At 68.6% G+C, this 25,454-nt stretch carries 15 protein-coding genes; 6 read left to right on the top strand and 9 right to left on the bottom strand.

What is annotated here, in order from left to right; all coding sequences use genetic code 11:
- Positions 1 to 119: 119 nt before the first annotated feature.
- The gene (locus tag ACIBR0_RS12665; protein ID WP_396715002.1) at positions 120 to 1,271 is read left to right on the top strand and encodes a hypothetical protein; all 1,152 of its coding nucleotides are present in this window, start codon (positions 120 to 122) and stop codon (positions 1,269 to 1,271) included.
- Between the two features lie 27 nt (positions 1,272 to 1,298).
- Here ACIBR0_RS12665 and ACIBR0_RS12660 read toward each other — a convergent pair whose 3' ends face one another.
- Together ACIBR0_RS12660 and ACIBR0_RS12655 are read right to left on the bottom strand one after the other, a co-directional pair.
- Positions 1,299 to 1,565, bottom strand: a complete 267-nt coding sequence (locus ACIBR0_RS12660; RefSeq protein WP_396715000.1) for a hypothetical protein — start codon at positions 1,563 to 1,565, stop codon at positions 1,299 to 1,301.
- Between the two features lie 344 nt (positions 1,566 to 1,909).
- Positions 1,910 to 2,329, bottom strand: coding sequence for a DUF2267 domain-containing protein (locus tag ACIBR0_RS12655; RefSeq protein WP_357031781.1), 420 nt, complete (start codon positions 2,327 to 2,329; stop codon positions 1,910 to 1,912).
- 405 nt (positions 2,330 to 2,734) lie between these two features.
- Here ACIBR0_RS12655 and ACIBR0_RS12650 point away from each other — a divergent pair, with 405 nt between their 5' ends.
- From ACIBR0_RS12650 to ACIBR0_RS12640, 3 genes are read left to right on the top strand one after another with little or no spacing between them, the layout of a single operon-like run.
- Positions 2,735 to 3,151, top strand: coding sequence for a hypothetical protein (locus ACIBR0_RS12650; protein WP_396714998.1), 417 nt, complete (start codon positions 2,735 to 2,737; stop codon positions 3,149 to 3,151).
- 17 nt (positions 3,152 to 3,168) lie between these two features.
- Positions 3,169 to 9,135: a neuraminidase-like domain-containing protein gene (locus ACIBR0_RS12645; protein WP_396714996.1), complete on the top strand. Its 5,967-nt coding sequence runs from the start codon at positions 3,169 to 3,171 to the stop codon at positions 9,133 to 9,135.
- Positions 9,136 to 9,179: 44 nt separating this feature from the next.
- Entirely contained in the window at positions 9,180 to 12,902 is a 3,723-nt protein-coding gene (locus tag ACIBR0_RS12640; RefSeq protein WP_396714995.1) for a hypothetical protein, read from the top strand.
- 19 nt (positions 12,903 to 12,921) lie between these two features.
- Here ACIBR0_RS12640 and ACIBR0_RS12635 read toward each other — a convergent pair whose 3' ends face one another.
- The 3 genes from ACIBR0_RS12635 to ACIBR0_RS12625 form a co-directional block, all read right to left on the bottom strand.
- A complete protein-coding gene (locus ACIBR0_RS12635; protein WP_396714993.1) occupies positions 12,922 to 19,833 on the bottom strand; it encodes a SpvB/TcaC N-terminal domain-containing protein in 6,912 nt (2,303 codons plus the stop codon).
- Positions 19,834 to 20,211: 378 nt separating this feature from the next.
- Complete coding sequence (locus ACIBR0_RS12630) at positions 20,212 to 20,709, bottom strand: YcxB family protein (protein WP_396714991.1); 498 nt, start codon at positions 20,707 to 20,709, stop codon at positions 20,212 to 20,214.
- Positions 20,710 to 20,856: 147 nt separating this feature from the next.
- Positions 20,857 to 21,114 carry a DUF1877 family protein gene (locus ACIBR0_RS12625; protein WP_396715335.1) on the bottom strand — a complete coding sequence of 86 codons (258 nt, stop codon included), beginning with the start codon at positions 21,112 to 21,114 and terminating at the stop codon, positions 20,857 to 20,859.
- Here ACIBR0_RS12625 and ACIBR0_RS12620 point away from each other — a divergent pair.
- A complete protein-coding gene (locus ACIBR0_RS12620; protein ID WP_396714989.1) occupies positions 21,103 to 21,651 on the top strand; it encodes a nucleotidyltransferase family protein in 549 nt (182 codons plus the stop codon). The genes ACIBR0_RS12625 and ACIBR0_RS12620 overlap by 12 nt on opposite strands.
- Before the next feature lie 3 nt (positions 21,652 to 21,654).
- Here ACIBR0_RS12620 and ACIBR0_RS12615 read toward each other — a convergent pair whose 3' ends face one another.
- From ACIBR0_RS12615 to ACIBR0_RS12600, 4 genes are all read right to left on the bottom strand, one after another.
- Positions 21,655 to 21,984, bottom strand: a complete 330-nt coding sequence (locus tag ACIBR0_RS12615; protein WP_396714988.1) for an HIT family protein — start codon at positions 21,982 to 21,984, stop codon at positions 21,655 to 21,657.
- A 210-nt stretch (positions 21,985 to 22,194) separates the two neighbouring features.
- The gene (locus tag ACIBR0_RS12610; protein ID WP_396714986.1) at positions 22,195 to 22,491 is read right to left on the bottom strand and encodes a glutaredoxin domain-containing protein; all 297 of its coding nucleotides are present in this window, start codon (positions 22,489 to 22,491) and stop codon (positions 22,195 to 22,197) included.
- Positions 22,492 to 22,670: 179 nt separating this feature from the next.
- The gene (locus ACIBR0_RS12605; RefSeq protein ID WP_396714984.1) at positions 22,671 to 22,943 is read right to left on the bottom strand and encodes a hypothetical protein; all 273 of its coding nucleotides are present in this window, start codon (positions 22,941 to 22,943) and stop codon (positions 22,671 to 22,673) included.
- Between the two features lie 178 nt (positions 22,944 to 23,121).
- Positions 23,122 to 23,451, bottom strand: coding sequence for a cupin domain-containing protein (locus ACIBR0_RS12600; protein WP_396714982.1), 330 nt, complete (start codon positions 23,449 to 23,451; stop codon positions 23,122 to 23,124).
- Between the two features lie 854 nt (positions 23,452 to 24,305).
- Here ACIBR0_RS12600 and ACIBR0_RS12595 point away from each other — a divergent pair.
- Positions 24,306 to 24,860 (top strand): TetR/AcrR family transcriptional regulator, encoded by a 555-nt coding sequence (locus ACIBR0_RS12595; RefSeq protein WP_396714980.1) that lies wholly within the window; start codon positions 24,306 to 24,308, stop codon positions 24,858 to 24,860.
- The last annotated feature ends 594 nt before the right edge of the window (positions 24,861 to 25,454 follow it).

The following is a 25,454-nucleotide window of genomic DNA, read 5'->3' as shown; positions in this document are numbered from 1 at the left end:
CGCTTCGCAAAGAGTCCAGTTGATCACATTTGAAGGTAGATGTTGCGTTGCGTACATAGCACAACCCGTATGGCAACTCGGAGAGATGTGAAGCAGCATGTAGGCAAGGGTTTGGTGGGGTGGTTGACGTGGTCAGTACCTGTAAGACAATTCGGAATTTTAGCCATTTCCCTGCCAAAGCCCAGCGGTTGGCGGACGCGGCGGCGGAGGAGCGCGAGCAGCGGCTCGGGAAGATCACCAAAAAGCGCAGCAGCAAGGCCGCGAAACTGTCAGCCGATGCTGGCGACCGGCTGCAGCGCCTGCTGGGCGACGACAACTGGACGGACTTGCGGCAACTCATGCAGCAGGAGCGGTTGACGTTTCGCGACCTGCTTCAACCACCGCAAGGGTTGCGGTCGCCCTACAACGAACTCAACGAAGCCCGGAAACACAAGGCTGACGCATTCATGCGAAGTCGGGACATCAGGCGTGAGGCGATTGTCGCGATCGCGACCGACTACCACGAGGCGGTAGCCGACGTCTTCACGGCGGACGAGAACGTCACGGCCGGGTTCCACCTCTCGAGCAACCTCGACAAATGGCTGAGGCTGTCGCCGTTCCACGAGCACGCGCTTCCCTGGGGAGTCTACGAACCCGACGACAGCGGCCCACACCGGTGGGAACTCTTCCGGCCGCCGTTCTTCGGGTTCAACTTCGGCTTCGTCCCGGTACACAACGACAACTTCGTCGTTGATCGCATCCATACGCTCAACCCGTCGGTCGGCGACGTCGGCATCTCGATCACAATGGACAACGGCGACGCCGGCGACTTCGACTACGCATCCGGCGACGGGTTCAGCTCGATAGCGTTCGCCTTCGTGCCGCCCACCACCGGTCTGGTCGAGGTCCTCATCGACGCGCAGTGCGTCGAGGCGACGCACCGCCTGGAAACAGAGGACGAATGGGGATGGTCGAACTCCCGCACCGGCCAGCGGAACTTCCTGATGCTCGACGTCCTGCATCCCAACGTCTCCGAGCCCTCATATGCCGAGATGTCGGTCCTCGACGAGGCGACCGACGATGACGAGAGCTTCCTGCAGGAGAAGTTGACCCGGGGTGCCCACTACTTCGCACAGCTGTTCAGCGCGGGACCGGTGCCGGCGGGTCAGTCCGTCGTCGTGTGCGCCGGGACGCGTTCGTTCGACAAGAGCGGCACGAACGACGTGGCCATTCACAGCACGTCCGACTTTCGGTGGTTCATCAGCTCCGTAGAGGTACGAGTCTCGCCGTAGGACACACCGGGACGCAGATCGGCGGGCTCAGCGGGGTCGACTCAGCCGCTGCCATGCGCGGCGCAGGTCCGCCTGCACCGGGTGGTGAGCCGCTTCCTCGACCACTCCAGCCGGCGGGTCCTCGCCCGGATCGCGCATCTCGGCACCGGGTACCGACAGCACGACGCCCCGCTCGTACAGGCCGGCGATCTGCTCCCGCTGGGCGAAGCGGTGGGACTGGTCCGACCCCGGCGGCGCCACGATGACGCCGTGGAAGATGTCCCACCGTTCGTCGGTGAGCACCTCCTCGACCACGCCGACGGGCGCCGAGTCGACGTCGCGAGAATCCCGGTGCCCTGACCGAGCTCGATCAGATAGCCGTCCGGGCCCCGGAGGTAGCACCGGATCTCGACGCGATGATCCTTGGGCTCAGTCAGGAACTCCCCCCCCGTGACCGCCACTGCTCGTAGACGGCTCGAACGTCGGTGGCCCGGACGTTCATCGCGCTGTTCCGCCAATGTCGTCAGCGTGGCGCCGACGACGTTCGCCGCCTCCGCCGCCGGCACTTCGGCCCGCTTCCCCACCGCTTCGAGATGTTCGCTCTCGTACGTTCAGCTGCGGGCGCCGTTCCGCGCTGGCGCGCGCCCGACCGGCTCGTGCTACGAGCCGGGACGCTGCCTGCCACCGGCGCCCACCGGTTCGATCACCTGCCGGAACTCCTTGGGAAGCTGGGCCATCGCGTCCTCGAACTCGTCACGGGAAACAGCCTCACGTAGCGTGGTGAGCACCGCGCGGACCCCGGCACCGGCGAGCGCACGGTCGATGGCCGGGTGGTCCGCCACCCGGCGCACGAACTCTTCGAGCCCGAACGACTTGGCATGTTCCTCCCTTCTGTGCGGTGGCGGTTTGCGCAGGTGATCGTCAAGGCCTTCGGGAAGCTGATAGGCAAGGTCCTCAGCCTGGCCGGCGCTGATCCGATCTGCCAATGTCTCCAACGTGGCGCTGGTGAGTGTCGCCGCCTGATCGGTCGACACCTTCGCCCGCGTGGCCACTGCATTGATGAAATCCTGGTATTCCACCTGATTCTCCTCTCCGGTCCGATCGCCGTCGAACCGCCAGTTACGACCCCTGACCTCAATGCGCCGCGGTTCGGTTCGGTACGCCTTGTCCCACGCGTACGGTCACCGGTGATCCTCAACTGGTTGTCGCGCAGCGAACTGGTACCTCGACAGCCTTCCGGGACCGGGGGTGACCCTGCCTCATCCCGATCGGGCGAATCACCAAGGCGCCCTATGGCGACATCCCCGACATTCCGACGGACCGGGACGCGACGGCGAGCGAGGAGCAGATCATCGCCGTCGTCGAAGAGCTCTGCGACCTCGTGAGCGCCCTGCGGGACGCCGAGCCGGAACACAAGCTGGAGGTCTACCGCAGCCTCGGGCTGCACCTGACGTACGCCCCGGAAACACAAACGGTGCGGGCAAGTGTTGACCTTGCCGCGCATGATGCTGGGTTCGGCACTGCAAGCCGACGTCGACCTGTTCGTCAACTGGCAACCCCGCGCCGACTTCCCCACCGCCGTGGACGAGGTGATCACCGTTTACCGCGCCGAAGGCTTCCGCGTCGACATCGACCTTCGACTCGACACCTTCGCGCGGCTGCACGTCGCCGACCCAACCCACCCCGACCAGCAGCACCGCGTGGAACTGGTCGCGAACTGGCGCACCCAGCCGCCCGCCATGGTCACCAATCCCATCCTGGTGCGCACGGTGAGTCGCCCTGGTCCACCATCGACACACTCTGTCCAGCTGCCGACTCTCCGCATTGACCCGGGCGCGAACCGTAGCTGGGGTCCGCGCCGAAGCGGTACGTTGAGCGCCTCCACCCACCCGCTGCGCTGACGGGCAGGTCCGACGCCATGCCGTCCATCACCGTTCAGGTCTCGATCACCGTTGTCGGCAGCACACCCGCCACACCCATCCGGGTCGAGGCCACCGTGCGTGGGCAGGCGGGCATTGTCGTTCTGGATGCCGCGACGCTGGACCCGAGTGGTCGCTACGCATTGACCTACGACACGGAGGTGGCGCGCGACCTGTCGGTGGAGGAGCGACCGCTCGTGCGGCTGCGCGCGATGGCCGGCGACGCCCCGCTCCCGGTGCGCGGGCGCCCGGCTGTCTGGCCCTACGATGACGCCCCGGATGCCGTCGAGATCCTCGTCGCGGTCGATGACGATCACCGCCCGGTGGCCGTGCCCGGGACGGTGTCCGCCGCGGCGGACGGCGCGCCGCTGCCCGGGTTGACCGTCACCGCGATCTTGACCGCGGGCCCGCGCCGACGGCAGACGCTCGCGTCCGTGGTCAGCGACCAGCAAGGCGCCTTCCGGGTCGTCTACGACCCGGAAGGCTTCCCGTCCTGGGCGCAGCAGAAACTGGCGGCCGTTTCGCTCGAAGTGACCAGCAACGACTCGACCGTTTCGGTCATGGACGGGCGTTGGCGATGGGCGGTCGGACAGGAGCCCGATCGTGCCGACATCCTCGTCGACGTCGACGTCGAGGGCCCGAAGCCGGGCGGCGAGCCGGGAGAGCCGCAACCCCGGGTGAGCGGCACCATCCGGCACACCGACGGATCGGTCATCGCGGGTGTCCGGGTCGAGGCGGTGCAGCTCGACCTCGTCGGCGAGCAGGTCCTGGCGTCGGCGACGACCGGGGCCGACGGCACCTATCAGTTCGCCCACGAACCCGAGGCTTCGCCCTTGTTCATCCGGGTGATCAACCAGGACGGACGCCCGATCGCCGCGTCTCCACCCGTGAACGGCGCCGCCTCGCCACTAATGGACGTCTACGTCCGGGACGAGCGTTTGCGTGGACCGTCCGACTTCCTGCGCGTGCACGAGGCGGTCGCGCCGCTGATCGAGGGCCACGACCTGGCCGCACTCCGGTCGCACGCGGTCGGCGTCCTGGTCCGCCGAACCGGTCTCCACCGTAAGCAGATCACTCCCTACCTGCTCGCGCGGCGACAGGCCGCGGCCATCGGGGTCGACCCGGAGGCGCTCTATGGGCTGATCCGCACCGGTGGCACGCGTACGGCCGGACGGTTGCTCAACGCGAGCGAGGCCAGCATCGTCCGTCGGCTGGCGAGCGCGGGTGCGGCCAACATCGTTTCCCTGGCCGTCGGGGCGTCCGGGACGGCCGTGTACCGGAAGCTGCGCGCAGCCCTCGCGCGCGACGCCGCCGCCCGTACCGCGCCCGGCGCGTTCGGTGCTCTGTTGATGACGACATCGATGAACGAGTCGCAGCGCAGCGCCTTCGTCGCACGCCACCTACGACACGCTGGGGACCCACGGGGGTTCTGGGCGCAACTTCGCACGGACCCGGAGTTCGGTCCGGCGGCGGTGGACGATGTGCAGCTCAGCCTCCACCTCGGCGTGCTCACGGAGAATCACCAGCCGCTGGTCGCCGCGCTCAGAAGCGACGCCGGCATCCGGCGCGCGCGTGACCTCGTGCGGTTGACCGAGACCGACTGGCTCAGCCACATCCGCAGCACGCGCGCCGGGCGCCCCGTCGGGGTCCCGGCCTCCATCCCTGGCGCGGCGCAGGCCGAGCGGGAGGCGGCGTATGCGCGGCGTCTGGTGGAGAACGTGGAGCGGGCGTGGCCAACGGCCAGCGTCGCGGCGCGCATGCGCGGTGATGACTTCACCGGCAAGGATCTGCTGGTGCCTTTCCTCGAGGCGAACGAGGACTTCGACTTCGCGCGAACCCCGGCGCGTGCGTGGCTGATCTCCGGCGACGCCGTCCTCCCCGACGGTCCGAGCGAGGAACTGCTGGACGTGGTCACCCGCCACCAGCGCCTGTTCCGGATCGCCTCGTCGGTGGATCGCTGGCGCTCCATGCTCGCGCTGGACGCTGCCGGCATCGCATCGGCGCGCGACGTCGTGCGCACTGGCAAGCACGCCTTCGTTACGCGCTTCGCGAGCGCGGTCGGTGGCGAGCCGGCGGCCCGTGCGATCTACGAGTCCGCGGCCGTGCAAGCGTCCCGGGCGGCGAACCTGGTGGCCGGCCTCGGCACTGCATACCAGGGCCCGGCCGTCATGACGGTGCCGGACGTCGGTGCCGCCGTGGCCGGCCTGCCGGAGTCGAGCGGGCTTCCCGAATGGCGCACCCTGTTCGGCAGCATCGACTTCTGCGCCTGCGAGCACTGCCGCTCGATCCTGAGCCCTGCGGCGTACCTCACCGACCTGCTGCACTGGCTCGAGGACGAGGGCGCCCTGCAACCGCTGCGCGAGCGGCGCCCGGATCTGTTCGCCCTGGAGCTCTCCTGCGAGAACACGAACACTGTCGTGCCCCACGTGGACCTGGTGCTGGAGGTGCTCGAGAACCGGGTGGCCGGGATCGCATCGCTGCCGGCCGAGGAGCACACGGCCTCGACCCTGCCGTCGGAGGTCCTGCTCGCCCATCCCGAATACCTGAATCAGCGGGTCTATGACGGGGTGCTGGCGACGGCGGCGCACCCCTTCGATCTTCCGTTCGACCTGACCGCGCTGCAGACGCGGGTGTACCTGGAACAGCAGGGGGTACGGCGGCCAGAGCTCATGGAGGCGTTCCGGCGCGGCTCGGTGCCGAGCGATGTCTCCGTCGCCTCCGAGGACCTGGGCCTCACCAGCCTCGAACGGCGGCTCGTGACCGGCCGCTCCGGCCACACGCAGCAGGAACTGTGGGGCTTTCCGGCCGGCTCCGGTACGTGGACCGACACGCTGGCGGAGGCGACCCGGTTCCTGGACCGCAGCGGGCTCTCCTTCCCGGAACTGCTGGATCTGCTCCACGTCACCTGGGTCAATCCCGGGTGGAGGTTCGGCCTCGTCTCACCCGAGGGCGAGTCGCATTGCGATCTGGCGCAGATGACACTGCTGGACGCGACCCGGGCGCATCCGGAGAGCGACTTCTACGACCGTGCCCGGCGCTTCGTGCGGCTGTGGCGCCGTCTCGACTGGTCGATCATCGACCTGGACAAGGTACTGATCGCCCTCGACGCGGCGCAGATCGACGACGCCGTGATCGAGAGCATCTCCCACATCCGGCGCATCCGCGCCGCCGTGCGCATCGATCTGCCGGCGCTGCTCTCGCTGTGGGGCGACCTCGACATGAAGCTCGACCGGCCGGGTCGCGACGTGCCGATCGTGCCGCTGTACGACCGGGTGTTCCTCGATCGCGCGGTCGTCGCCGACGAGGCGACGTGGCCCTTCCGGCTGGACGAGAACCGCGATCTGGCTCTCGCCGGCGACCCGCTGTCCGCCTGGACCGTCGAATTGCAGGCGGCGCTGGGTATGACGGCGGAGGAGCTCGACGAGATCCTCGAGCCGGACATGACTCTCGCGATATCCACACTGTCCCGGCTTCACCGCACGGTGGTGCTCGCCCGGGCATTGAAACTCCCGGTCGGTGACGTCCTGACCTTCCGCGAACTCTTCGCGCGGCTCGATGAGCCGGCCGATCCGTTCGTCGCGGACGACGGCACCTTCGACACGCGGGCGACCCTGCGCTTCATCGACGAGGTCCGGGCGGTCAATGACGCCGGCTTCACCGCCGACGACCTGCTCTACCTGCTCGGGCACGACGCGGACGCGGCGCTGTCCGTCGGTCCCGACGAGACGGCGCAGTCGGTGTTCCTCACCGAACTGCAGGCGGGCCTGCTGGCGGTCGAAGCCGAGGCCGTCGTCGAGCCCGACCCCACCGGTGAGATCACCCAGCAACTGCTGTCGGAGATCGTGGAAGCCGCCGACCTCGACGCTGTCCTGGCGCTGATCGACGGCACCACGCCGGTCGACCCTGCCGAGCGGGAACGGCTCTACGCCACGTACCTCGCGCTCTTCATCACCGACGTCGACCCGCGCACCCTCGGCTTCGCGGCGATGCCGGCCGCGGCACGGTACGCCTTTGTGCTGGAGCGCCTGGTGCCGTACCTCGCGACGGTACGCAAGCAGTTGCTGGTCCGGCAGAAGGTCGCGAGCCTGCTGGCGCTGGAGCCGGAGCAGTCCGACGCGCTCCTGGCGCTCGCGCCGGCCGCGGTTCTGGACGATCCGACCGCCGAGGGCACGACCGACCTGCTGGGCGTGTTCATGAGCCGCGGGTTCGCCGACGCGCCGGTGCTCGGTGCGGCGAGCGACCACGCGGCCGCCTTCGCCACGCTCACGTTGCTCGACAAGATCGCGATGGTGTTCGGCAAGCTCGGCATCGGCGTCGAGGAACAGGCCTGGCTGCTGTCCGGCGGCATCCCCGCGGGCATGCTGGATCCCGCCGCTCTGCCGCTCGCCGCCATCGCCGACGCGGCGGCGCTCTACGTGCGGTGGCGTGCCCTGCGCGAGGCGCTCCGCCTGCGCGACCGGATCCCGGGCAGCACGCCCTCGGTCATCGAGCTGCTCACCTCTGCCGGCGACCCCACCGTCACCCGCGACGACCTGCTGGGGCTGCTGCGCGACCGCACCGGCTGGTCGTTCGAGGCGGACAGCGCGGTCTACAGCGATCTGCGCTGGCTGGCCGATGAGTTCGGCTTCAACCGAGCGGCGGCGTTCCGGGACGGCACCGCGTTGCACACCCTCGCCGACAGCTTCGGCGTGCTGCGCAAGGTCGGCGTGACGGCGCAGCAGGCGGCCGGCTGGGCGTCGGCCGACGTGACTCCCGGTGTGGCCGGCGCCGTCGTGCTCGCGGCCAAGGCCGACTACGAGCCGACCCGCTGGTACGACGTCGCGCGCCCGCTGCGGAACAAGCTGCGGGACAGGCAGTGCGCGGCCCTGGTCTCCTGGCTGGTCTCCAACACCCCTGGGCTCGACGACCCCGCCGATCTCTTCGCCGACGTCCTCGTCGATGTCGAGATGGATCCATGCATGCTCACCTCGCGCATCGTTCAGGCCATCGGCTCGGTACAGCTGTATGTGCAGCGGTGTTTCCTCAACCTGGAGACGCCGGATCTCGGCGCCGGCGCGGAGGAACGCTGGGCGTGGATGCGCAACTACCGGGTCTGGGAGGCCAACAGGCGGGTCTTCCTCTACCCGGAGAACTGGCTCTGGCCGGAGCTGCGTGACGACAAGTCGGAGATCTTCACTGCGCTGGAGACCGACCTGCTCCAGGCGCCCATCACCGACGCGACGGCGGAACAGGCCTATCTGACATACCTGCAGAGCCTGCTTCAGGTGTCACGGCTGGAGATCGTGGCCTACTACCACGAAGAGGAAGAGGACGCGGAGGCCGCCGTCGACGTGCTCCACGTGTTCGGCCGGACGCCGAACCTGCCGCGGGTCTACTTCTACCGGCGCCGCGCGGCCGGGACCTGGTCGCCCTGGGCAAAGGTGGACCTCGACATCGAGGGCGACCACCTCATTCCCGTTATCCACAACCGCCGGATGATGGTGTTCTGGCCGATCTTCATCGAACAGGCGCTGGACAACAACGACGGTGATCCGCCGGCGAAGTTCCTGACCGTTCAGCTCGCGCACAGCGAGAACCGCGACGGAGGATGGACGCCGAAGCAGGTTTCCCAGCAGGAGATCGACACCAGGGCGGCGTACACCGGGCTCGCCCCGAGCTATCAACGGCACGCGTTCCAGTTCCGGCCGACCCGAGCCGACGGCGGATCGCTCGAGATCGAGTGCATCTTCTCGCACACCGCCTATGACTACGACGGTGCGTGGTCATGCGGAAAATTCATCTTCGACGACTGTACGGGCGCCGTTCTGGCCTTGACCGAGCCAACCCCGGACGCCGTTGTGTATCCGACGAGGACCACGTCCTCCTCCTCCCGCCTGACCGTCAACCTCGGTGGATCGGCCCTGTTCCAGTACGACCTCCCCGCTGCCTGGTTCTCGCCGGGCCGGTCGACGCCGACAAGAACCTGATCGCCGATGAGAGCGCGGAGAACATTCTGGCGCTGGAAACCCCCTTGGACGACACCTACTACACCGTCGCGCGGCAGTACAACGAGTTCGCCTCGCAGGGGCCGTTCTTCTACTTCGACACCGAGCGCACCTTCCTCGTCGAGCCGGCGCAGGGCTGGTCGCCGACGGACTACGCCCACCAGTTCGAGACCGATGCGATCGGGGCCGACGCACCGGGGAAGACCGGCGGCAGCGTGGCCTACGAAGGCTTCGAAGCCGGCGACGACCGGGACGTGACCGGCGGCGTGCTGCTGTTCGACCGCTCGGTCGACACGATCGCGCCACTCGACGCCCACGCCGCCGACCTGATCGCGGCGACGGCACGCTCGACCTCGACGCCCGCCAGCAACCTCGCCGAGACGAACACGGCGGAGCCGTTCGGCATCAGCATCGGGTCACAGGCGTCGCAGAAACCCACCGCGGGCGATCCCTTCGCGCAGTCTGCCGCCGGCCTCCAGCACTCTGCCGACTATGAGGGCGCGTTGCTGTACAACGACCTCGCCACGCAGGAGGAGGACCGCGCGCTGCAGGCCTACGGCGCGGTGGACACCGGTGTGCTCGGGGATCCGGTCTGGACCTACACCTTCAACCTCCACTTCCACCCGTTCGCCTGCCGCTTCATCAAGGAGGTCCGGCGGGGCGGTGTCGACGGACTTCTCGCACCGGCGGACGAGGACAGCGGAGCGGCGTCGCAGACACTCGCTCGCCAGAAACTCGCCCGCTTCGACGTCTTCGAGCAGACCTACCAGCCATCCGAGTCTGTCGTCGTCGAGCCGTACCCGGTCGAGAACATCCAGTTCGGCGCCTCCGGGGCGTACTCGATCTACAACTGGGAGCTGTTCTTCCACATCCCGCTGCTCATCGCCGACCGCCTCCGGCGCGAGGGTCGCTTCGACGAGGCCCTGCGCTGGTTCCACTTTCTCTTCCAGCCGACGAACCGCAACCCCGCGTACGACCCGCCCTACCGGTACTGGATGGTCAAACCCTTCACCTCCAACGTGGGGGAAACGATTCAGACCATGCTGGCCACGCTGGCCGGCGACGATCCGAGCTCGGAGTCCGTCGAGCTGCGCGCTGATCTTGAGGCACAGATCGCGGCGTACATCGCCGACCCCTTCAACCCGTGGGCCATCGCGCGGCTGCGCATCACGGCCTATCAGAAGGCCGTCGTCATCAAGTACGTGCAGACGGTGCTCGAATGGGGCGACTCGCTGTTCCGTCAGGACACGATGGAGTCGGTCAACGAAGCCACACAGCTCTACGTCATGGCACGCGAGATCCTCGGCGACCGGCCCGAGGATGTCCCGCCGCGCGAGGAGGTGGTGGCGAAAAGCTTCGACCAGCTCAAGGCCGAAGGGCTCGACGCGTTCTCCAACACCATGGTCGAGGTCGAGAACCTGCTCTTCGCCCCGCAGCCGGTCTCCGGCGCGGAACCTCCGGCCGTCAATCTCGGCACAACGCTCTACTTCTGCGTTCCGCACAACGAGAACCTCATGACGCTGTGGGACACCGTCGACGACCGCCTTTACAAGATCCGGCATTGCATGAACATCGAGGGCGTCGTACGACAACTCCCGTTGTTCCAGCCGCGGATCGATCCCGGTGCGCTGGTGAGCACCGCCGCTGCGGGCGGCAGCCTCGCCAGTGCAGTAGCCTCGCTGCAGGTGGCGCTGCCGCACTACCGCTTCCGCACCATGGTGCAGAAGGCGCAGGCGCTCGCCGCGAATGTGCGGGCGCTGGGCGGCGCGTTGCTCGCCGCGCTGGAGAAGCGGGACTCCGAGGAACTGCAGCAGCTCCGGTCCGGGCATGAGATCGCGCTGCTCGACGCGATGCGAGATGTGCGGGTGCAACAGGTCGAGGAGGCGAAGGCGTCGGTCGTCGCGCTGGAGCGCAGCAAACAGGTCACCGAGAAACGTGCCCAGCACTACCACAGGCTGGCCGACGAGGGTCTCAGCGAACTCGAGCAACAACAGATCAGCAAGCTGAAGGTTGCCAACACCTCCACCGTCCTGCACCAGGCGGCGAGGGCGCTGGCCGGTTCGCTCGCGATCGCGCCCGATGGAGACCTGGGCGCGTCCGGCCTCGCGAGCCCGGTGGTCAAGTTCCGGTGGGGCGGCACGCAACTGGGACTCAGCGCCGCCGGCGCGGCCGACTTCCTGGGTGCCACCGCGACGTTCCATGCGCAGAAGGCGGCGATGCACGGCCTCGAGGCGGCTAACGCCCGGCGGGCCGAGGAATGGGAGCTCCAGGCCGGCCTCGCCGACAAGGAGCTGGAGGCGATCTCCAAACAGATCGAGGCGGCGCAGACCCGGCAGCAGATCGTCGAACGCGAGCTGGTGAACCACGACCTGCAACGCGACCACGCCCGCACCGTCGACCAGTGGATGCGCAGCAAGTACACCAGCGACCAGCTCTACGACTGGATGGTGTCGCAGGTCTCGGCGGTGCACTACCAGAGTTACGCGCTCGCCTACGACGTGGCGCGCCAGGCGGAGCGCTGCTACCAGCACGAACTGGCGCGCTACGACGCCTCGTTCGTGCAGTTCGCGAACTGGGATTCGCTCAAGAAGGGCCTGATGGCCGGTGAGCGGATCACCCTGGATCTCGACCGCATGGAGGTCAGCTACCTTCAGAACGACAAGCGCGAGCTGGAACTGACGCGGAGCATCTCCCTCGCGGGCATCGACCCGGTGGCGCTCATCGCGCTGCGCGAGACCGGCAGCTGCACCTTCACACTCGACGAGGCGCTCTTCGATCTCGACGTGCCCGGCACGTACCTGCGCCGCATCAAGTCGGTGAGCCTGACCGTGCCCGCCGTGGTCGGACCGATGGCGGCCCTCCACCTCAAGCTCACGCTGACCAAGAGCAGCACCCGCCTCACACCCACGGTCGATTCGCCCGATGACCCCGGCGCCGGCTACCGGCGAACCGGTGACGAGGACCTGCGCTTCCGCGACGAGGTGGGCGCGGTCGAGTCGATCGTGACCAGCACCGGCCGCAACGACCCCGGGCTGTTCCAGCAGGACCACGACGACCCGCGCTACCTGCCCTTCGAGCGGCGCGGCGTGATCAGCGACTGGCAGCTCTCGCTCGAGGGTGTCTTCGACGCCTTCGACCGCCGTACCATCCCGGACGTCATTCTGCAGCTGCGCTACACCGCGCGCGACGGCGGCGAGGTCCTGAAGCTGGGCGCCGTAGCGAGCATCGGCGACGCGCTAGCGGCCCGGCCGACCGGTCTCGCCGACGCGCCCGGTCCCCTCGCGCTGTTCGGCGCCCGGCACGAGTTCCCCGACGCGTTCAACGCCTTCCTCTACCCGGCCGAGTCAGAGACCGAGCAGTCCCTCGTGCTTCCACTCGACATCAACCGCTTCCCCTACGCCTTCCGCGAGCAGGAAATCACCATCGACCGCTTGCTGGTCCTCCTCCTGCCCGCGGCGGACGCGGCGTGGTCCGATGCCGAGCCGCTTGCGCTCACGCTGACTCCGCCCGCGGGCAACGGGGACCCCGCCGACCTGATGGTCGCGGGCAGTCTCGTCGCGGGCGTGCCGATGGCCGTGTTCGACTACGGGAGCGCGGCACAGCCGCCGGGAACGTTCACGCTGACCGCGTCAGCGACCGCAATCGCCGCGGTCGCAGAGGCATTCCGGACCGGCGACAAACTCAACCCCGAGGCGATCGAGGACCTGCTGATCGTGGCGCACTATTCGGTGACACGCGTGGAAACCTAAGCGGCGGTCGCTTCCAGAATCAATACGGCACGCACTGGTCGTCGTAGACCTCCACGGCAGGGGGACTCATCGCCGCGGCCTCCTGCCGCTGCATGACGCCGGCATCGCGCATCATCTGCTGGTAAGAGGCCCCCGGCGGGTGGATCCGGACCACCATGGCATCCATAGCCACACCAGTCAGTACCGCGTTGCGGCTGAACTCGAATCCGGTCTGCAGGTCGAGGGGGCCAAGACCCACTTCTCCCATCGCCCCCCAGAGCACCCGGTCATCAGGGGAGCCGGCAAAGGCCTCGTCGGGGTAGAACACGGAGTAGACAAATCCGACCCCCGCCAGCCCTTTGATGCCGACCTTGCCGAACTCGGTGGTCAACCGGCGCAGCTTGTTCGAGTCAGTGATCCAGCTGACCTCCACCTTGCCTGCTTTGTTCTCGACGAAGAACGGCACTCCCCGCACCGACGGCATGTTGGCCATCTGGCTCTTGAATTGAGGCAGCGTATCCAGGCTGTGCACTTCGAACCCCCGCGCGACGCCGGCCGTCCCCTTCACGCCCGGCCTCAGGTTGAGATTCCCCGCAGTATGTCCCTTGATCTCCCATCCGCCGCCCTGTAGCAGATGCGGGTGATAGTCCACCTGGCCCACCGTCCGGGGAGAACCCGCTCGACCCTTGACCTCGATGAACTTCAGCTGGCCGTCATGCGGATCGACGTAGACGACGTCCATTTTGCCGTACAGTTCCGTGGTCGTCCCGGCCTTCAACATGCGCTGGCCATGCTGATCCAGCGGATAGAACTCGACCTGGGTGGCGTAGGGAATGTTCCTCGCCTCGAACTCCGTAAGGATGTGCCGGGTCATCGCCTCCTCGTCGGACGTCGCCATACCGCTCGGATCCCGATGCCGCACCGGGTTTGCCCGGGTATACATGTAGCGATTCAACCCGTCCACGGTGCCGGCCGGATCCGCGGCCTCCCATCGGCCCAGCCAGCTCGCGTAGTACCGCGCGCCGTGGTAGGAAAGCCCGGTCTCCTCGTCCTTCTCCTTGCCGGTGTATCGGTAGCGTCTGGCGCTCACCTCGACCCCGGAAGCGGTCGCGTGCCAAGCAGTCGTGCCGTACGGGTGGTACTCCTCGTGGCTGATGATCGCGCCGGTCTCGTCCAGTTCGAGCCGGGCGCTGCCGAGGTGGTTGTCGAGCTGGTGGCGCAGCCGGTGCGCGGGCGTCGCGACGGCGGCGCCCGCCGCCACGGTCTGCGTCTCCACCATGGCGATGCGGCGCTGGTCGTCTGCCACGTGCAGGGTGTGCCGCTCGCTGTCCAGGCGGGAACCCACGTGCCGGCGGTAGAGCTCGTAGCCCTCCAGGTACAACGTCTCCTCGGTGTTCGCTCCCCGCCGGACCACCTTGCGGACGCGCATACCGGCCGCGTCGTAGTGATACACCGCCTCGTTGCCGCCGCCGAGGTCGACGCGCCGCAGTTGGTCGCGGAAGTCACGCTCCATCGACGGCAGGTGCGGCATCGACACCATCGCGCCGCGGTCGTTGTGCGAGTAGAGGTCCGAATGCACCGTGTCCGGATCACCGGGCCGGCTGGTCGCCAGCAGCCGGTTGCTGTCGGCCGCCACCTGGTAGCGGCGCCGCCAGAGCGTCCCACCGGCGACCGGAACGCCGTCACCGCCGATGCCGCCGTGCACCGAATGGGTCATCGCAACGAGGTTGCCGACCTCGTCATAGGCGTACGTCTCGGTGTATCCGCGGACCGCCGCGCTGTCGTTGGGGTGCGGTATCACGCCGTACGGAATCTCCAGCTCCGTCGGCTGGCCGACGCTCGCGTGCTCCCGGCCGGAGGCGGCGGTGAGCCGGTAGATCGGGTCGTACGCGTAGTGCGCCGTCGGACCGACCTCGGCGTTGTCGAAGAAGAGGGTGTCCTGGGCCGAGTCGGTGAGCTGGACGATGTTGCCGACCGGATCGTAGGTGTAGCTCAGGTCCTGCAAGCGCGCCGAGTCCCGGGCGCGGGTGGTCGTCAGTCGGGCAAGCCGGAACGTCTCGGGCTCATAGGCGTAGGTCGTGGTGACCCCGTTGCCGTAGCTGGCCTGCTCGCGCTGGCCGCGCGCGTTGTAGGTCAGGCCGGTGACGTGCGGTACGGCGTCCACGTCAACCGTTCGCAGCCGGCCACCCTCGTCGAAACCCACCGTGGTGGCGCTGCCGTCGGGCGCAACGGCCCGGGTGACACGGTTGAGCGCGTCGTAGACCGCGGACCTACCGTGGTTCTCGGTCTCCAGCAGCGCAGCCGCGGCCGCGTCGATCCCGGCCAGCGTGTCGAGGCCCTCCAGGGTCGCCCAGTCGACCGGGGTGTCGACGTCGGCGAGGAGTGTTCGCGCCGCGTGCAGCGCATTGCCCTTGAAGTCGTAGTCATCGATGGTCACGACGCCGGCGGTGTCGTGCGTGCGGACCGCGCGGGTGCGCAGGTTCCCCGCCGTCACGGCAGCGTCGTCGTCCGGCGCGAGCGTGTCGCCATAGGTGACGACCTGGACCAGCCGCTCGCCGAGTCCGCCCTCGCGCGCCCATTGGCGCACGGGCCGGCGTAGCGCGTCGTACCCGATCCGCGTCTCCGAATCGCCGCTGCGCCAGGCGCGCACCGGCTGGTCGGCCGCGTCCGGAAGAACGCGCGTCTCCCCGGCATCGGGGCTCGTCGTCCGCAGGGCCCGGCCGCGCATGTCGAACACGCCCTCGGTGGTGCGGACACCCCGCGCGTCGGTGACCGTCAGCGCGTTGCCCGCCAGGTCGAGTTCGGTCCGGGTCTCGTACCGGCCGGCGGAGCCGTTGTCCTCGATGGTCAGGAACGGCCGGGCGAGCGGGTCCAGATGAACCACGGCGGGGGTGCCCGCGTGCGCGGCGGTCAGTAACGCTGCGCGCTGCGGCCCGGCGCCCGCGCCGCCACCCGCTCGCCCCGCGTACCAGGCGCTGTCCAGAACCGTGTCGTTCTCGTCGGACAGCGTGCTGGACCAGGCGTCGAAGGCCGTCGTCCGGAAGGTGCCGTCCGGACGGTCGACGCGCACCACGCGGCCCGCCGGATCGTAGGTCGTCACCTGCGTGACGCCCTGCTCGACCAGCTCGGCCTCCGCGTCGTAGCCGTCGTTCGCCGCGAAGTAGGGCTCGTACTGCTTGACCGGGTTTCCCTTGTTGTCGAAGACCGTGCGTCCGTTACCCACCCACCGCTCGCCACCCGATGGGCCGGGGGCGACCCGGGCCTTGGTCAACACCGGGTGGCCCAGCCCACCCGTGTAGGCCACGACCGCCTGCCAGCGCGTCGCGGGATCGCCGTGGGTCTCGCGGCTCTCGGTGCGCGCCGATACCGGCATCCCGCGGTCGTGCCAGGCCCAGACGTCATAGGAGAATCGCACGGCTGGATCGTCGAGCGTGTCGCCCTCGCCGTCGCGACCGACGATCGCGACGGCTGTCACCTGTCCGAAGGCGTCGAAGCGCGCCACGGTGGCGTGCCCGTTGGGATCGGTCATCTTCCACGGCGCCAGCACACGGTAGTCCGGCTCGACGGTCACGCGGTTGCCGGCGGGGTCGACGACCGTGACGACGAAGAGTCCTTCGGGATCGTAGGTGAGGGCAGTCGTGTTGCCGAACGGGTCGACAAACGACACCGGCAACCAGAACCGGCCGGGATCGCGCCGCTCCCGGCCGGACCGGGCCCACCAGCCGCCGTCCGATTCCGCGTAGCCCGCCGGTTCCAGGTCGGCGACCGCAACATCGGTGCCGAAGACCTCGGTGAGCAGGCCGGGTGTGAAGGCCGCCTCGTACGACTCGTACACCAGGAGCCGGTCGCCGAGTTCACCCTTGGCGACCGGCTGATCGTCGTCGGTGGCGTACAACGTGAAGGCGCGCCGTACCGGGCGCTTCTCCGGCGCGGCCGCCGGCGCCGGCGGCGACGCGGTCGCCTCGAACGGGATCGTCACCGCGGCGTCGAACGCCTCCTGGATCGCGGCGGCGGACAGTCGCCCGACGGACGGGACTTCGGTGAGCTCCCACCCGGTCAGCTCCCACGCGTCGGTCTGGACCGGTACGCCCAGGTGCAGCCGGGCTGCCTCGTCGCGGTTCGCGACCGGTTTCTCGGTGACGGTGATCCAGGTGCGGCCCTGTTCGTCGCACGCCGGCGAGCGCCGCGGATATGCCACCGTGGCCGCGCGCACGACGGCGCCGTACTCGTCGACCTCCAGCGTCAACTGCTGCTGCAGCCGCGGATCCAGCGGGTCGCGCTCATAATGCGAGGTGATCGCCTCGCCCGGCACGACGTGGAACACCGCGGGCCGGTGGTCGTCGCCCGCCTGCAGGCGCCGCACCTCGTAGTTGGTCTCGGCGACCGTGTAGGGGTCGCCCGCCATGTCTGAGCCGTCGTCGGCGAAGACCTCCTGTCGCAGCACGCGTCCACGCAAGGCGCGGGCGGCGTCCCGCCGGTCGGCGGCCGCCAGCCCCACCGGTACGACCGACTCCGGCAGCGACCACCCGCCGGGGTCCCCGGCCCAGAACTCCTTGCGATAGTGCTCGAGCAGCGTGCCGTGCTCGAGCCACGCCCCGGTGTGGTACCAGGTGACCGTACGCACCGGAGGCAGGTGGTGTACGAGGTCGCCGTTCGCGGCGCCGTCGAAGTCGGAGACCGTGCCGGTGTCGATCTGTTCCACCCGGCCGAAGCCCCGGAACTCCCGCTCGACGCCGTCGAAGTATCCGTGGTGATAGGAGTACCGGCACACGAACCGGGCGCCGGTGACCCGGTCCTCGACGGTGACCGTCGTGAGCGTGTGCACCGGGAACGGCAGACGCGTCGCCCACGGGCAGCCGGCCGCGCGATCGGCGAGGTAGGAGTGCGTCGACGGGGTGTACTCGAGCGTCCGCTCCGCGCCCACGCCGTTCTCGATCCGGGTCAGCAGCCACGGCTTCCCGGCGGTCATCAGATCGACATAGCGCAGGGGCCGTCCCGCGTCCTGCGGAAGCGGTGATGACCAGACCAGGCACGCGGTGCCCGTACCGAACAGGTCCACCACCTGCGCCGTGGAGACGTCGTCCGGAAAGGAGATGCCGGTCAGCCGTCGCGGCGGCGACCAGCCGTTGCCGGCCTCGTTGAACCAGATCAGCACGTCGCCGCCGCCCAGGTAGACCAGGTCGTTCGAGCCGGTGCCGTCCAGGTCCGCCAGGCGCACCCGGCGCGGGTCGAACAGGTCGGGCCGGTCGAACACCGGCGGGCGCGTCATGACCACCCGGGCACCGAAGTTGCCGTAGCCGCGGTTCGGCCAGTAACTGACCTCGGAGTTCCGCACCCGCACCAGGTCGATGAGCCCGTCACCGGTCATGTCGGCGGTGAAGACGGATTCGGTGCCGTCCGCGAAGAGCAGGCGCGGGCCGTCGTCCTCGCCAGACGGCAGCGGCCGGGTGTGCGCCTGGTCGAAGCCGTCCCTGCCCTGGCTGCGGTACCAACGCAGCGCGTGGTCCTCGGTCAGCAGGACGTCGGCGAGTCCGTCCCCGTCCAGATCGATGAACCGGAGATGGGGATCGGACCAGTCGAGGTTCGGCAGGGCGCCGAACGGTCGCAGCGGGCTCCATCTGCCGTCGGTGCGTCGCTCCTGCAGGCCCGGCGCCGGCCCGTCGAGGACGACCACGTCCAGCCGGCCGTTCCCGTCGAGGTCCTGCAGGCTCGCCACGGTGGCCAGAACCGGGCGTTCCGCGACCCGCTCCAGCGGCCCGAATGACCCCGCGCCGAGGTTGCGTTTGTAGAACCACGCGTCCGCCTGGCCGGTCAGGACGCCGGCCAGTCCCTCGCCGTCGAGGTCGAGCCACCGGCTGTCGCCGGCACCCAGTCCGGCCGGCAGGTTCTCGAGGCTGGCGTCGTCGAGCACGCGCAGCGTGTCACCGATGACCGGCCGGCTGTATTCGAATGTCACCGGGGGAAGGGACTGGGGCTGCCGGGCCTCGTCGAAGCACGTGCGCTGCACTTCGCGGAGGAGACTGACCTGTGGCGTCGCCTCGTAACTCAGCGCCGTCGAGCTGACCAGCACGGGCCGGTCCGCCAGCTCCGGGATCGCGTGGAACATCAGCACCCGCTGACAGCGGCGTCGCGTCCGCACGTCGAATCCGGTCCGGAAGGACGACGACGGATCGTCCCGGACCGCCCATGGCGCGGACTCCACCGGAGTGTCGTCGGGGTGCTCGCCGTAGTCGAGGACGACCTCGAACCGGAAGGCGCTGTCACTGAGCGGCTCAGCGTTGCCGTACCGCACACGTTTGAGATAGAGCTGCGTACAGCGGTGGCCGGCACGCGTTCGCATCCGCTCGACCGGCGAGCGCAGATCCACACCCGCCTCGTCCTCGGCCTTGTAGTCATAGACGGTGACGTGCCCGAGCTCGTGCTCCGTCCTTTCCAGACACCACTCGGCGGTCCGCCGCGGGTCATCCGGATCGGCGATCCGGGCGGCGGCGGAGGCGCCGAAGGTGGAGACGGTATTGTCCCGCGAGCGGATCTGCCACCACACCTCCCCGGTGGCCCGCTGGGTGAAGCGCTCGATGCGGGCGAACGAGGCTTCCGCCCGGGGGCGATACCGGCGCACCAGCCAGTCGCCATCCGGACGGTCCACGCCAGCTTCCGGGACCAGGTCCTCCCCGCCGGCGACGACGAACGTGTCGGGGTCGTCCACGTCGTCGTATCTGGGGAGCCCTCGGTCGGTCTTGCGCCGGATCCGCGGAACGGGAACGGACCAGCCGAGTCCGTACGGCCCGTTGCCGCCCCCGGAGTCATAAGTGAGCGCCAGGGAGGGCTGCTGCCCCTGGCGACCAGGGCTCAGCCCGAACGGGACCGACAGGGATGCGGTGCCCGTGACGGGGTTGGCCTCGAAGGTCTCGTCGATGCCGCGCAGGGCGCCGCCCCCGGGTGGAAGGGACACGCTGGGCCGGGCGAGGAGAAAGTCGCTCGTGCGCGGGCGAAGGGCGTCGCCACCTCCCGCTCCGCGGTCCCGAGACCCTGCTTCGACCGGCACGAGAGCCTCCTGTCGCCACAGCGAGACTATTCCATCACGTTCGGCGATGCGGTCGGGTTGTCGACCGAACGACAGCCTTCCGGAGCGTTCAAACGATCCGGTCAGGATGGTGGATCCGCGTACTGGGGCCACCGTCCGCAAGGCGGTGGCCACCCTCATCAGGGAGGAGACCAACACCAAGAACGCTGCGGCCCACCTTGGGCCGCAAGCGACGATGGCCTCGCCGTCTCGGATGCCTGCTGGCGCCGGTACGACATGACGACCCTTGGAAGCAGCGGACCAGTTTCACCGAGGCTGGAGCAGCCCGCGTTCGGCCATAAAGGCTCGCAACGTCTCGGCGTCCTCGCCGGACATCAGGCGCCGTGGGATCACCGTCGCCGGCATCCGGCCGACGTACACGATCCAGAACTCTGGGGTGTCCGTTACCCGGGCCACTCCGTCCCAGGCGATGCCGCCGGACTCCGAGCCGCTGCGCATCATGATGTTGTCATCGGTGATGTCGTAGGCGCCCTCGACGGCGTAGCGACTGGAGCGACGCCGAGCGCGCCACTGCACCCACGGTGAGTACGCCATCGACAACAGGCCACCCACGACCATCGCCATACTCACCGGCGAGATCCGGTCGCCCCACGCGAACCCCCGCGAGACGACGAAACTGATGACCCCGACCGCCACCAGCACCGCGCCGACATAGCCGTACCTGCGCAACCGAACCCTGCTGAGCGCAGCGGCCACACGGCCTGGGTACGCGGGATCGGCGGGGACGTCAAAACGGATGTGCACGTCAGAACGATAGTGCCCCCATCAGCTTGCGGGCAGCGCCTGACTCGCGCCCACTGGCCGGATCGTCGGGGTCCGCCGGTCGTCACCGGCATGGGCGGGCACCTCATCCCCGGAACGCCGGCAACCGGAGACAGCCGGGCGGGTGCGTCACGTGATGGCCAACAGCACGGCCTGGCCGTTCACGGCTGCCGCTCGGTAGAACCGGCACAGTTCGCTGAAATGCGACATGAGGTAGTCGAACTTGTCATCGCCGTTGGTCCAGATGGCCGGGTAGATGTCGACTGCTGCCACGGCGCCCGGGTCGAAGCGGGCGCGCAGCGTCTCCACGTCCAGGGCGTCGAGCGCGGTGGCGATGGCACGGACGTCCGCTGGTCTAGGGTCCCTGGGGTGGTCATGAGCGCGCAGGACGTTGTGGGCGTAATCGAGTCAGACCCGGGAGCAATGAGAGTCCTTCGGGCTACGGCCGACCTCCGACTACCGGATTGGTGGATTGGTGCCGGCTTCGTACGCAACCGCGTCTGGGACGCGATCAGCAACCTCCCGGTCTCGCCGGAGCGTGACGTGGATGTCGCCTACTTCGACCCGGAGACGCTGGACCCTCGCGAGGACGCACGCGCCGAGGCCCAAGCCATGGTGATCCTGCCTGGGGTGCCGTGGGAGATTCGTAATCAAGCACGGATGCATCTGCGTAATGGCGATGAGCCCTACACATCCACCCTGGACGCGATATCGCGCTGGCCCGAAACGGCAACGTGCGTCGCGGTTACTCTACGGGGTGATTCTGTTCACCTGGTGTCCTGCCATGGGCTGGCCGACCTTGTGGGAATGATTGTCCGCCCGTCTCCAGCCTTCACCAACGCAGCGGGCCGGGCGAAGGTACAGCGCCGCGTAGAGGCCAAGGGATGGCTCGACCGATGGGCCGGACTGCGGCTGGAGTTCTAGCGCTCACGCCAAGCGAAGGAAGCGTTCGGTCGGTACGGCGGCGGCTATGGCGCGGGCGATCACGTGCGTGACTGCTTGGAAGCCCAGGAACTCGTCCGGCTTCATGTCGTGCACCCAGTCCTCGAGGTGTGCTTTGGGCGCGACCAGGCAGTAGCCCAGCAGCGTCGGGTAGCGGCTAAGGAAGGCGATCGTGTCGCCGTCCTGGTAGACGATGTGGTGCTGGTAGTCGGGGTCGCCGGCGACCAGGGCGCAGACAAAGCACGGCCCCTCGCGAACCCGGCGTTGGTACTGGGCAAGGTCGAACGAGGTTCTGCGCAGCGGCTGGTCCTTCATGCCGGCACGATAGACACCCGGAGCGACGACACGGACAGCGACGGGCACATGGAAAGGTCAGCACGCCCGGTCGGCGGCATCTGAGTGTCTTGATCTTGGAAGTCGGACAAACGCGCGAAGGACCAAACCGACCAACAATACGGGGCAAGGTCAATTCTTGCGTGTCCGCCAGCAGGGGCCCGGACGGCCGTAGGCGTCGACAATGAGGCGTTACATGAGGCCGCGCAGACGCGCCAACAAACCCCCACCAGGCGCTTGCTCTGGCGGTTGGTAGCCGGCTGCCGTGCATACCTCGTCCGCAGTCGGGTTGACGAGCCACCGATCGCCAACGTGGATGGTTGGTACGGTTTCGTTGCCATCGGCAACGCGGCGAACCGCAGCAGCCGCATCGGCATCTCGCCAGATGTCGATCTCTCGGAACGGAAGCCCGCGTCGGCGCAACGCGCGACGCAGCCGGAAGCTGTACGGACAGCGTGGGCGAGTGTAGAAAACAACCTCGGGAGTCATGCCCCGAATCGTAGGGATACTCAGCGTCTTCCAATGTCGGGAAAACGGACGGACGTTAGAAAGATCGTGATCGTCCTGGTGCGCCAGGCAGTAGATGGACATCGGGGAGAGCAGCGCCGTAGGCGACCTGAAGGACCTCTATTGGCCGGACACCTCGGGGTGCGCCAGAGACAGATCGACTAGCTCACGGGCGAGGCGGCAGGCAGCCGGCAGCGTCTCCAGGGCTTGATGACAGCGGCCTCGGCTGCCTCGTCAGATCCATCCGGCGCGTCGTCCGCCCGTGCGCGACTCAGGCTTCTGAGCACCTTGACGAACCCGGACTCCTCGTCCCTTGTTTGCTCGGCCAAGTCGAGCCACTTGCCTTCCTGCTGCGACGCCACCTCGGCCGCGCTGACAATCGGCTCGCGTACCGCGTCGCGGGCGGCGTCCTCGATCGCGAGGGCGGCCTTCAACAGGACGTTGGTCTCAAGCTGCTCTTGCGGGGATGGCCTGGGACTGGGAAACCCAACACCGCGGCTAGCGGGTCCCGTTCGTCGAGGCGGCCGATCAGGTCGTTGTCCTCAATCCACCCGACGAGCGATAACCGTCGACGTCTGGCTGCATTCCGAACCGCCTCGGTGGTGATGCCGGTCAGCCGCGCTTGGCGACGGTGAGAAGGACGACCGCATCCTCCAGCGCCTCAAGGGTGTGCCGGGTGTCGGGCACGACGAGCAGATCGCCCGCGGAGCCGGTCCAAGAGGAGTCCCCGGCAGCCAGACGCACCTCTCCATTCAGCACGTGCACGGTGGCCTCGCCCGGGTTCTCGTGCTCCTCGAGCGTCTGTCCGCCGGCCAGCGCGATGAGGGTCTGGCGCAATACCCTCTGCTGTCCGCCGTAGACCGTGTAGGCGCTGCGCCCGTTCTTACCATGCGCGTTCTCCAGTTGTTGTCGCGCCAAGGCGGTCAACGACGTCTGCTCCATGAAGTACACCTCCGGTCGACCAGTGCGATGTCCAACATCAACGCCAGGGCGGTTGAGTCGGAACGTCCTGCCCCGCCCGGGCCATCAAGGCCGCCGGCGGCGACACACAGATTTCAAATCGAAAGATTTCTTTTGTCCGGGACCGCAACGGCTAGTTTTCCATCCTGTTCGGCGACGCACTCAAGGATGCGGGAACCAAGGTCGTGCTGACGCCGTCGTCGCCTCGCTAGCGAACCAAGACACGGATGTCCAGATTGTCTGCTCACCGGCTCCGGTGACCCGATCCATACTCGTCTCCGTCACGTCCGACCAAGGCCCTTTGCGCCGCCTTGTCTGATCCGCACAATGGTCACGAGAACGCTGACCACGGCTTGGACCGCTACCAGGCGGCGAACGCGTACGGGTGGGAGCCTGCCATCCGGCCGGCCCGTTCGACACGGCGGGGGGCCGATACGGGCGGCAGATGTGGACCGGCGGCCCCGGCAACACCGCGCCCTGGGCGGGCGCTGCTACGCGCCGTACAGCAGGTCCGCCGCGCAACGTTCGCCGGGAGTTTCGTCGGCCCACGTGCGCCGCCGCGATGAGCAGCGACACCAGCACCTCACCCACTCGGCGGCAGGCTATCAGGTACGTTGACCGATTTCTCCCCGGCCGTCAGCGCGGCGATTAGCTGGCCTTGTTGTCGTGGCTGTAGGTGATGCATCCGGCGTCAGGGGCGTTTGTGCTGGTGAGCCGGCGGAGGCGTTCGTAAGGCACGGAGAGCGGAGTACACAGCGCCCGAGCCGGGGCGGGGTGGCGCCGCAACCGACACACTCTGCTAGTAAGGAGTCGTGCCGGAACTCGACTCTCCAGGGATGACGCGAAGCGACGCCGAACGGAACCGCCGGATCCTGCTGAACGCCGCCGCCGAGGCCCTCGCGGAGAATCCCGGCGCCTCCATAGCGCAGGTCGCGCGGACCGCCGGCCTCGCTCGCGCGACGGTTTACCGCCATTTCCGCACGCGACAGGACCTGCTGGAGGCGATGCGCGCCGAAGCGTTGGTCAGCGCCGCCGAGGCGATCGCCGGGTCGCGGCTCGACGAAGGGGATCCCCTCGACGCGCTCCGCCGCGCCGTGGATGCCCTAGCGTCGCACGGCGTACGCTTCCGGGCCCTGCTCGTCGAGGGCGCCGAACTGGATCCCACCTTTTTGCAGGGGCGTGCCAAGGTGCTCGCCCCCCTGCACGAGGTGGTCCGGCGGGGACAGAAGGCGGGGTCGATCCGCCCCGAACTGCCGGCCCAGTGGGTGGTTACGGCGATGGCCGCGCTGCTGGCCGCGGGCGTCCGCACGCTGGCCAGCGGTACCGATCACCGCACCGTGGCCAATCTGATCTTCGAGACCCTCACCGACGGCGTCGGCACCCACCCGTGAGGGGTGCATGGAGGGCCTTTGTTATCGCTTCCGGTAGAGCAGGGGCCACTGTCAACAGCGTCGGGCCGGTACGCGCTGCCTGCCGTGGGGTGCGGCCGACCGGATACGCGGGCGACGGCACCAGATATGAAGAGGGCCGCTGGTGGGACCGGGTCAAACTCCGGCCACAGGATGGCTGCTCGCACTGGCCGTGGATCGGTGCTCGGCCACCGGATCCCGGCGGGGTAGGCCAACACCTGTACCGTCTGCGCGGCCCCGGGTAAGCGCCATGTCCTGCCACCCGTCGATCTTCTTGAGCGCCTTGAGAACGCCATCGTGGCGTACTCCGGGTCCGTGATCCGCTCGAGTGACACCCGCCTGCGCGCTGTGCCGTTACGCCAGGGCTGTCGCCGCCGCGCACCTTTGGCCCGGCGGGCGGGGAGCGGCGTGTCGCACCTTCGTGCAGGTAGGCGCCCCGGCCGAGTGGCCGTGGCTGCCGTCGCCGTCGTGGCGATGGTGAGCGCGGTCGGTGCGGCCGTTCAGATCTTGCGAATCGGGCACAGCGGGTCGGAAGCCGCCTGATCGGAGGTGCAAACCAGGGAGATGATCTTCTCC

The organism is Micromonospora sp. NPDC049497 (genome assembly GCF_044465805.1).
Taxonomy (GTDB): Bacteria; Actinomycetota; Actinomycetes; order Mycobacteriales; family Micromonosporaceae; genus Micromonospora.
Note: the sequence above shows the minus strand (reverse complement) of the source record. Positions and strands in the feature narration are given on the sequence as shown.

What these genes read in the sequence shown, in the direction of transcription:
- ACIBR0_RS12645 (WP_396714996.1), top strand. Translation starts at nt 3,169, where the DNA reads ATGCCGTCCATCACCGTTCAGGTCTCGATCACCGTTGTCGGCAGCACA.
- ACIBR0_RS12620 (WP_396714989.1), top strand. Translation starts at nt 21,103, where the DNA reads ATGAGCGCGCAGGACGTTGTGGGCGTAATCGAGTCAGACCCGGGAGCA.
- ACIBR0_RS12615 (WP_396714988.1), bottom strand. Translation starts at nt 21,984, where the DNA reads ATGAAGGACCAGCCGCTGCGCAGAACCTCGTTCGACCTTGCCCAGTAC.
- ACIBR0_RS12610 (WP_396714986.1), bottom strand. Translation starts at nt 22,491, where the DNA reads ATGACTCCCGAGGTTGTTTTCTACACTCGCCCACGCTGTCCGTACAGC.
- ACIBR0_RS12600 (WP_396714982.1), bottom strand. Translation starts at nt 23,451, where the DNA reads ATGGAGCAGACGTCGTTGACCGCCTTGGCGCGACAACAACTGGAGAAC.
- ACIBR0_RS12595 (WP_396714980.1), top strand. Translation starts at nt 24,306, where the DNA reads ATGACGCGAAGCGACGCCGAACGGAACCGCCGGATCCTGCTGAACGCC.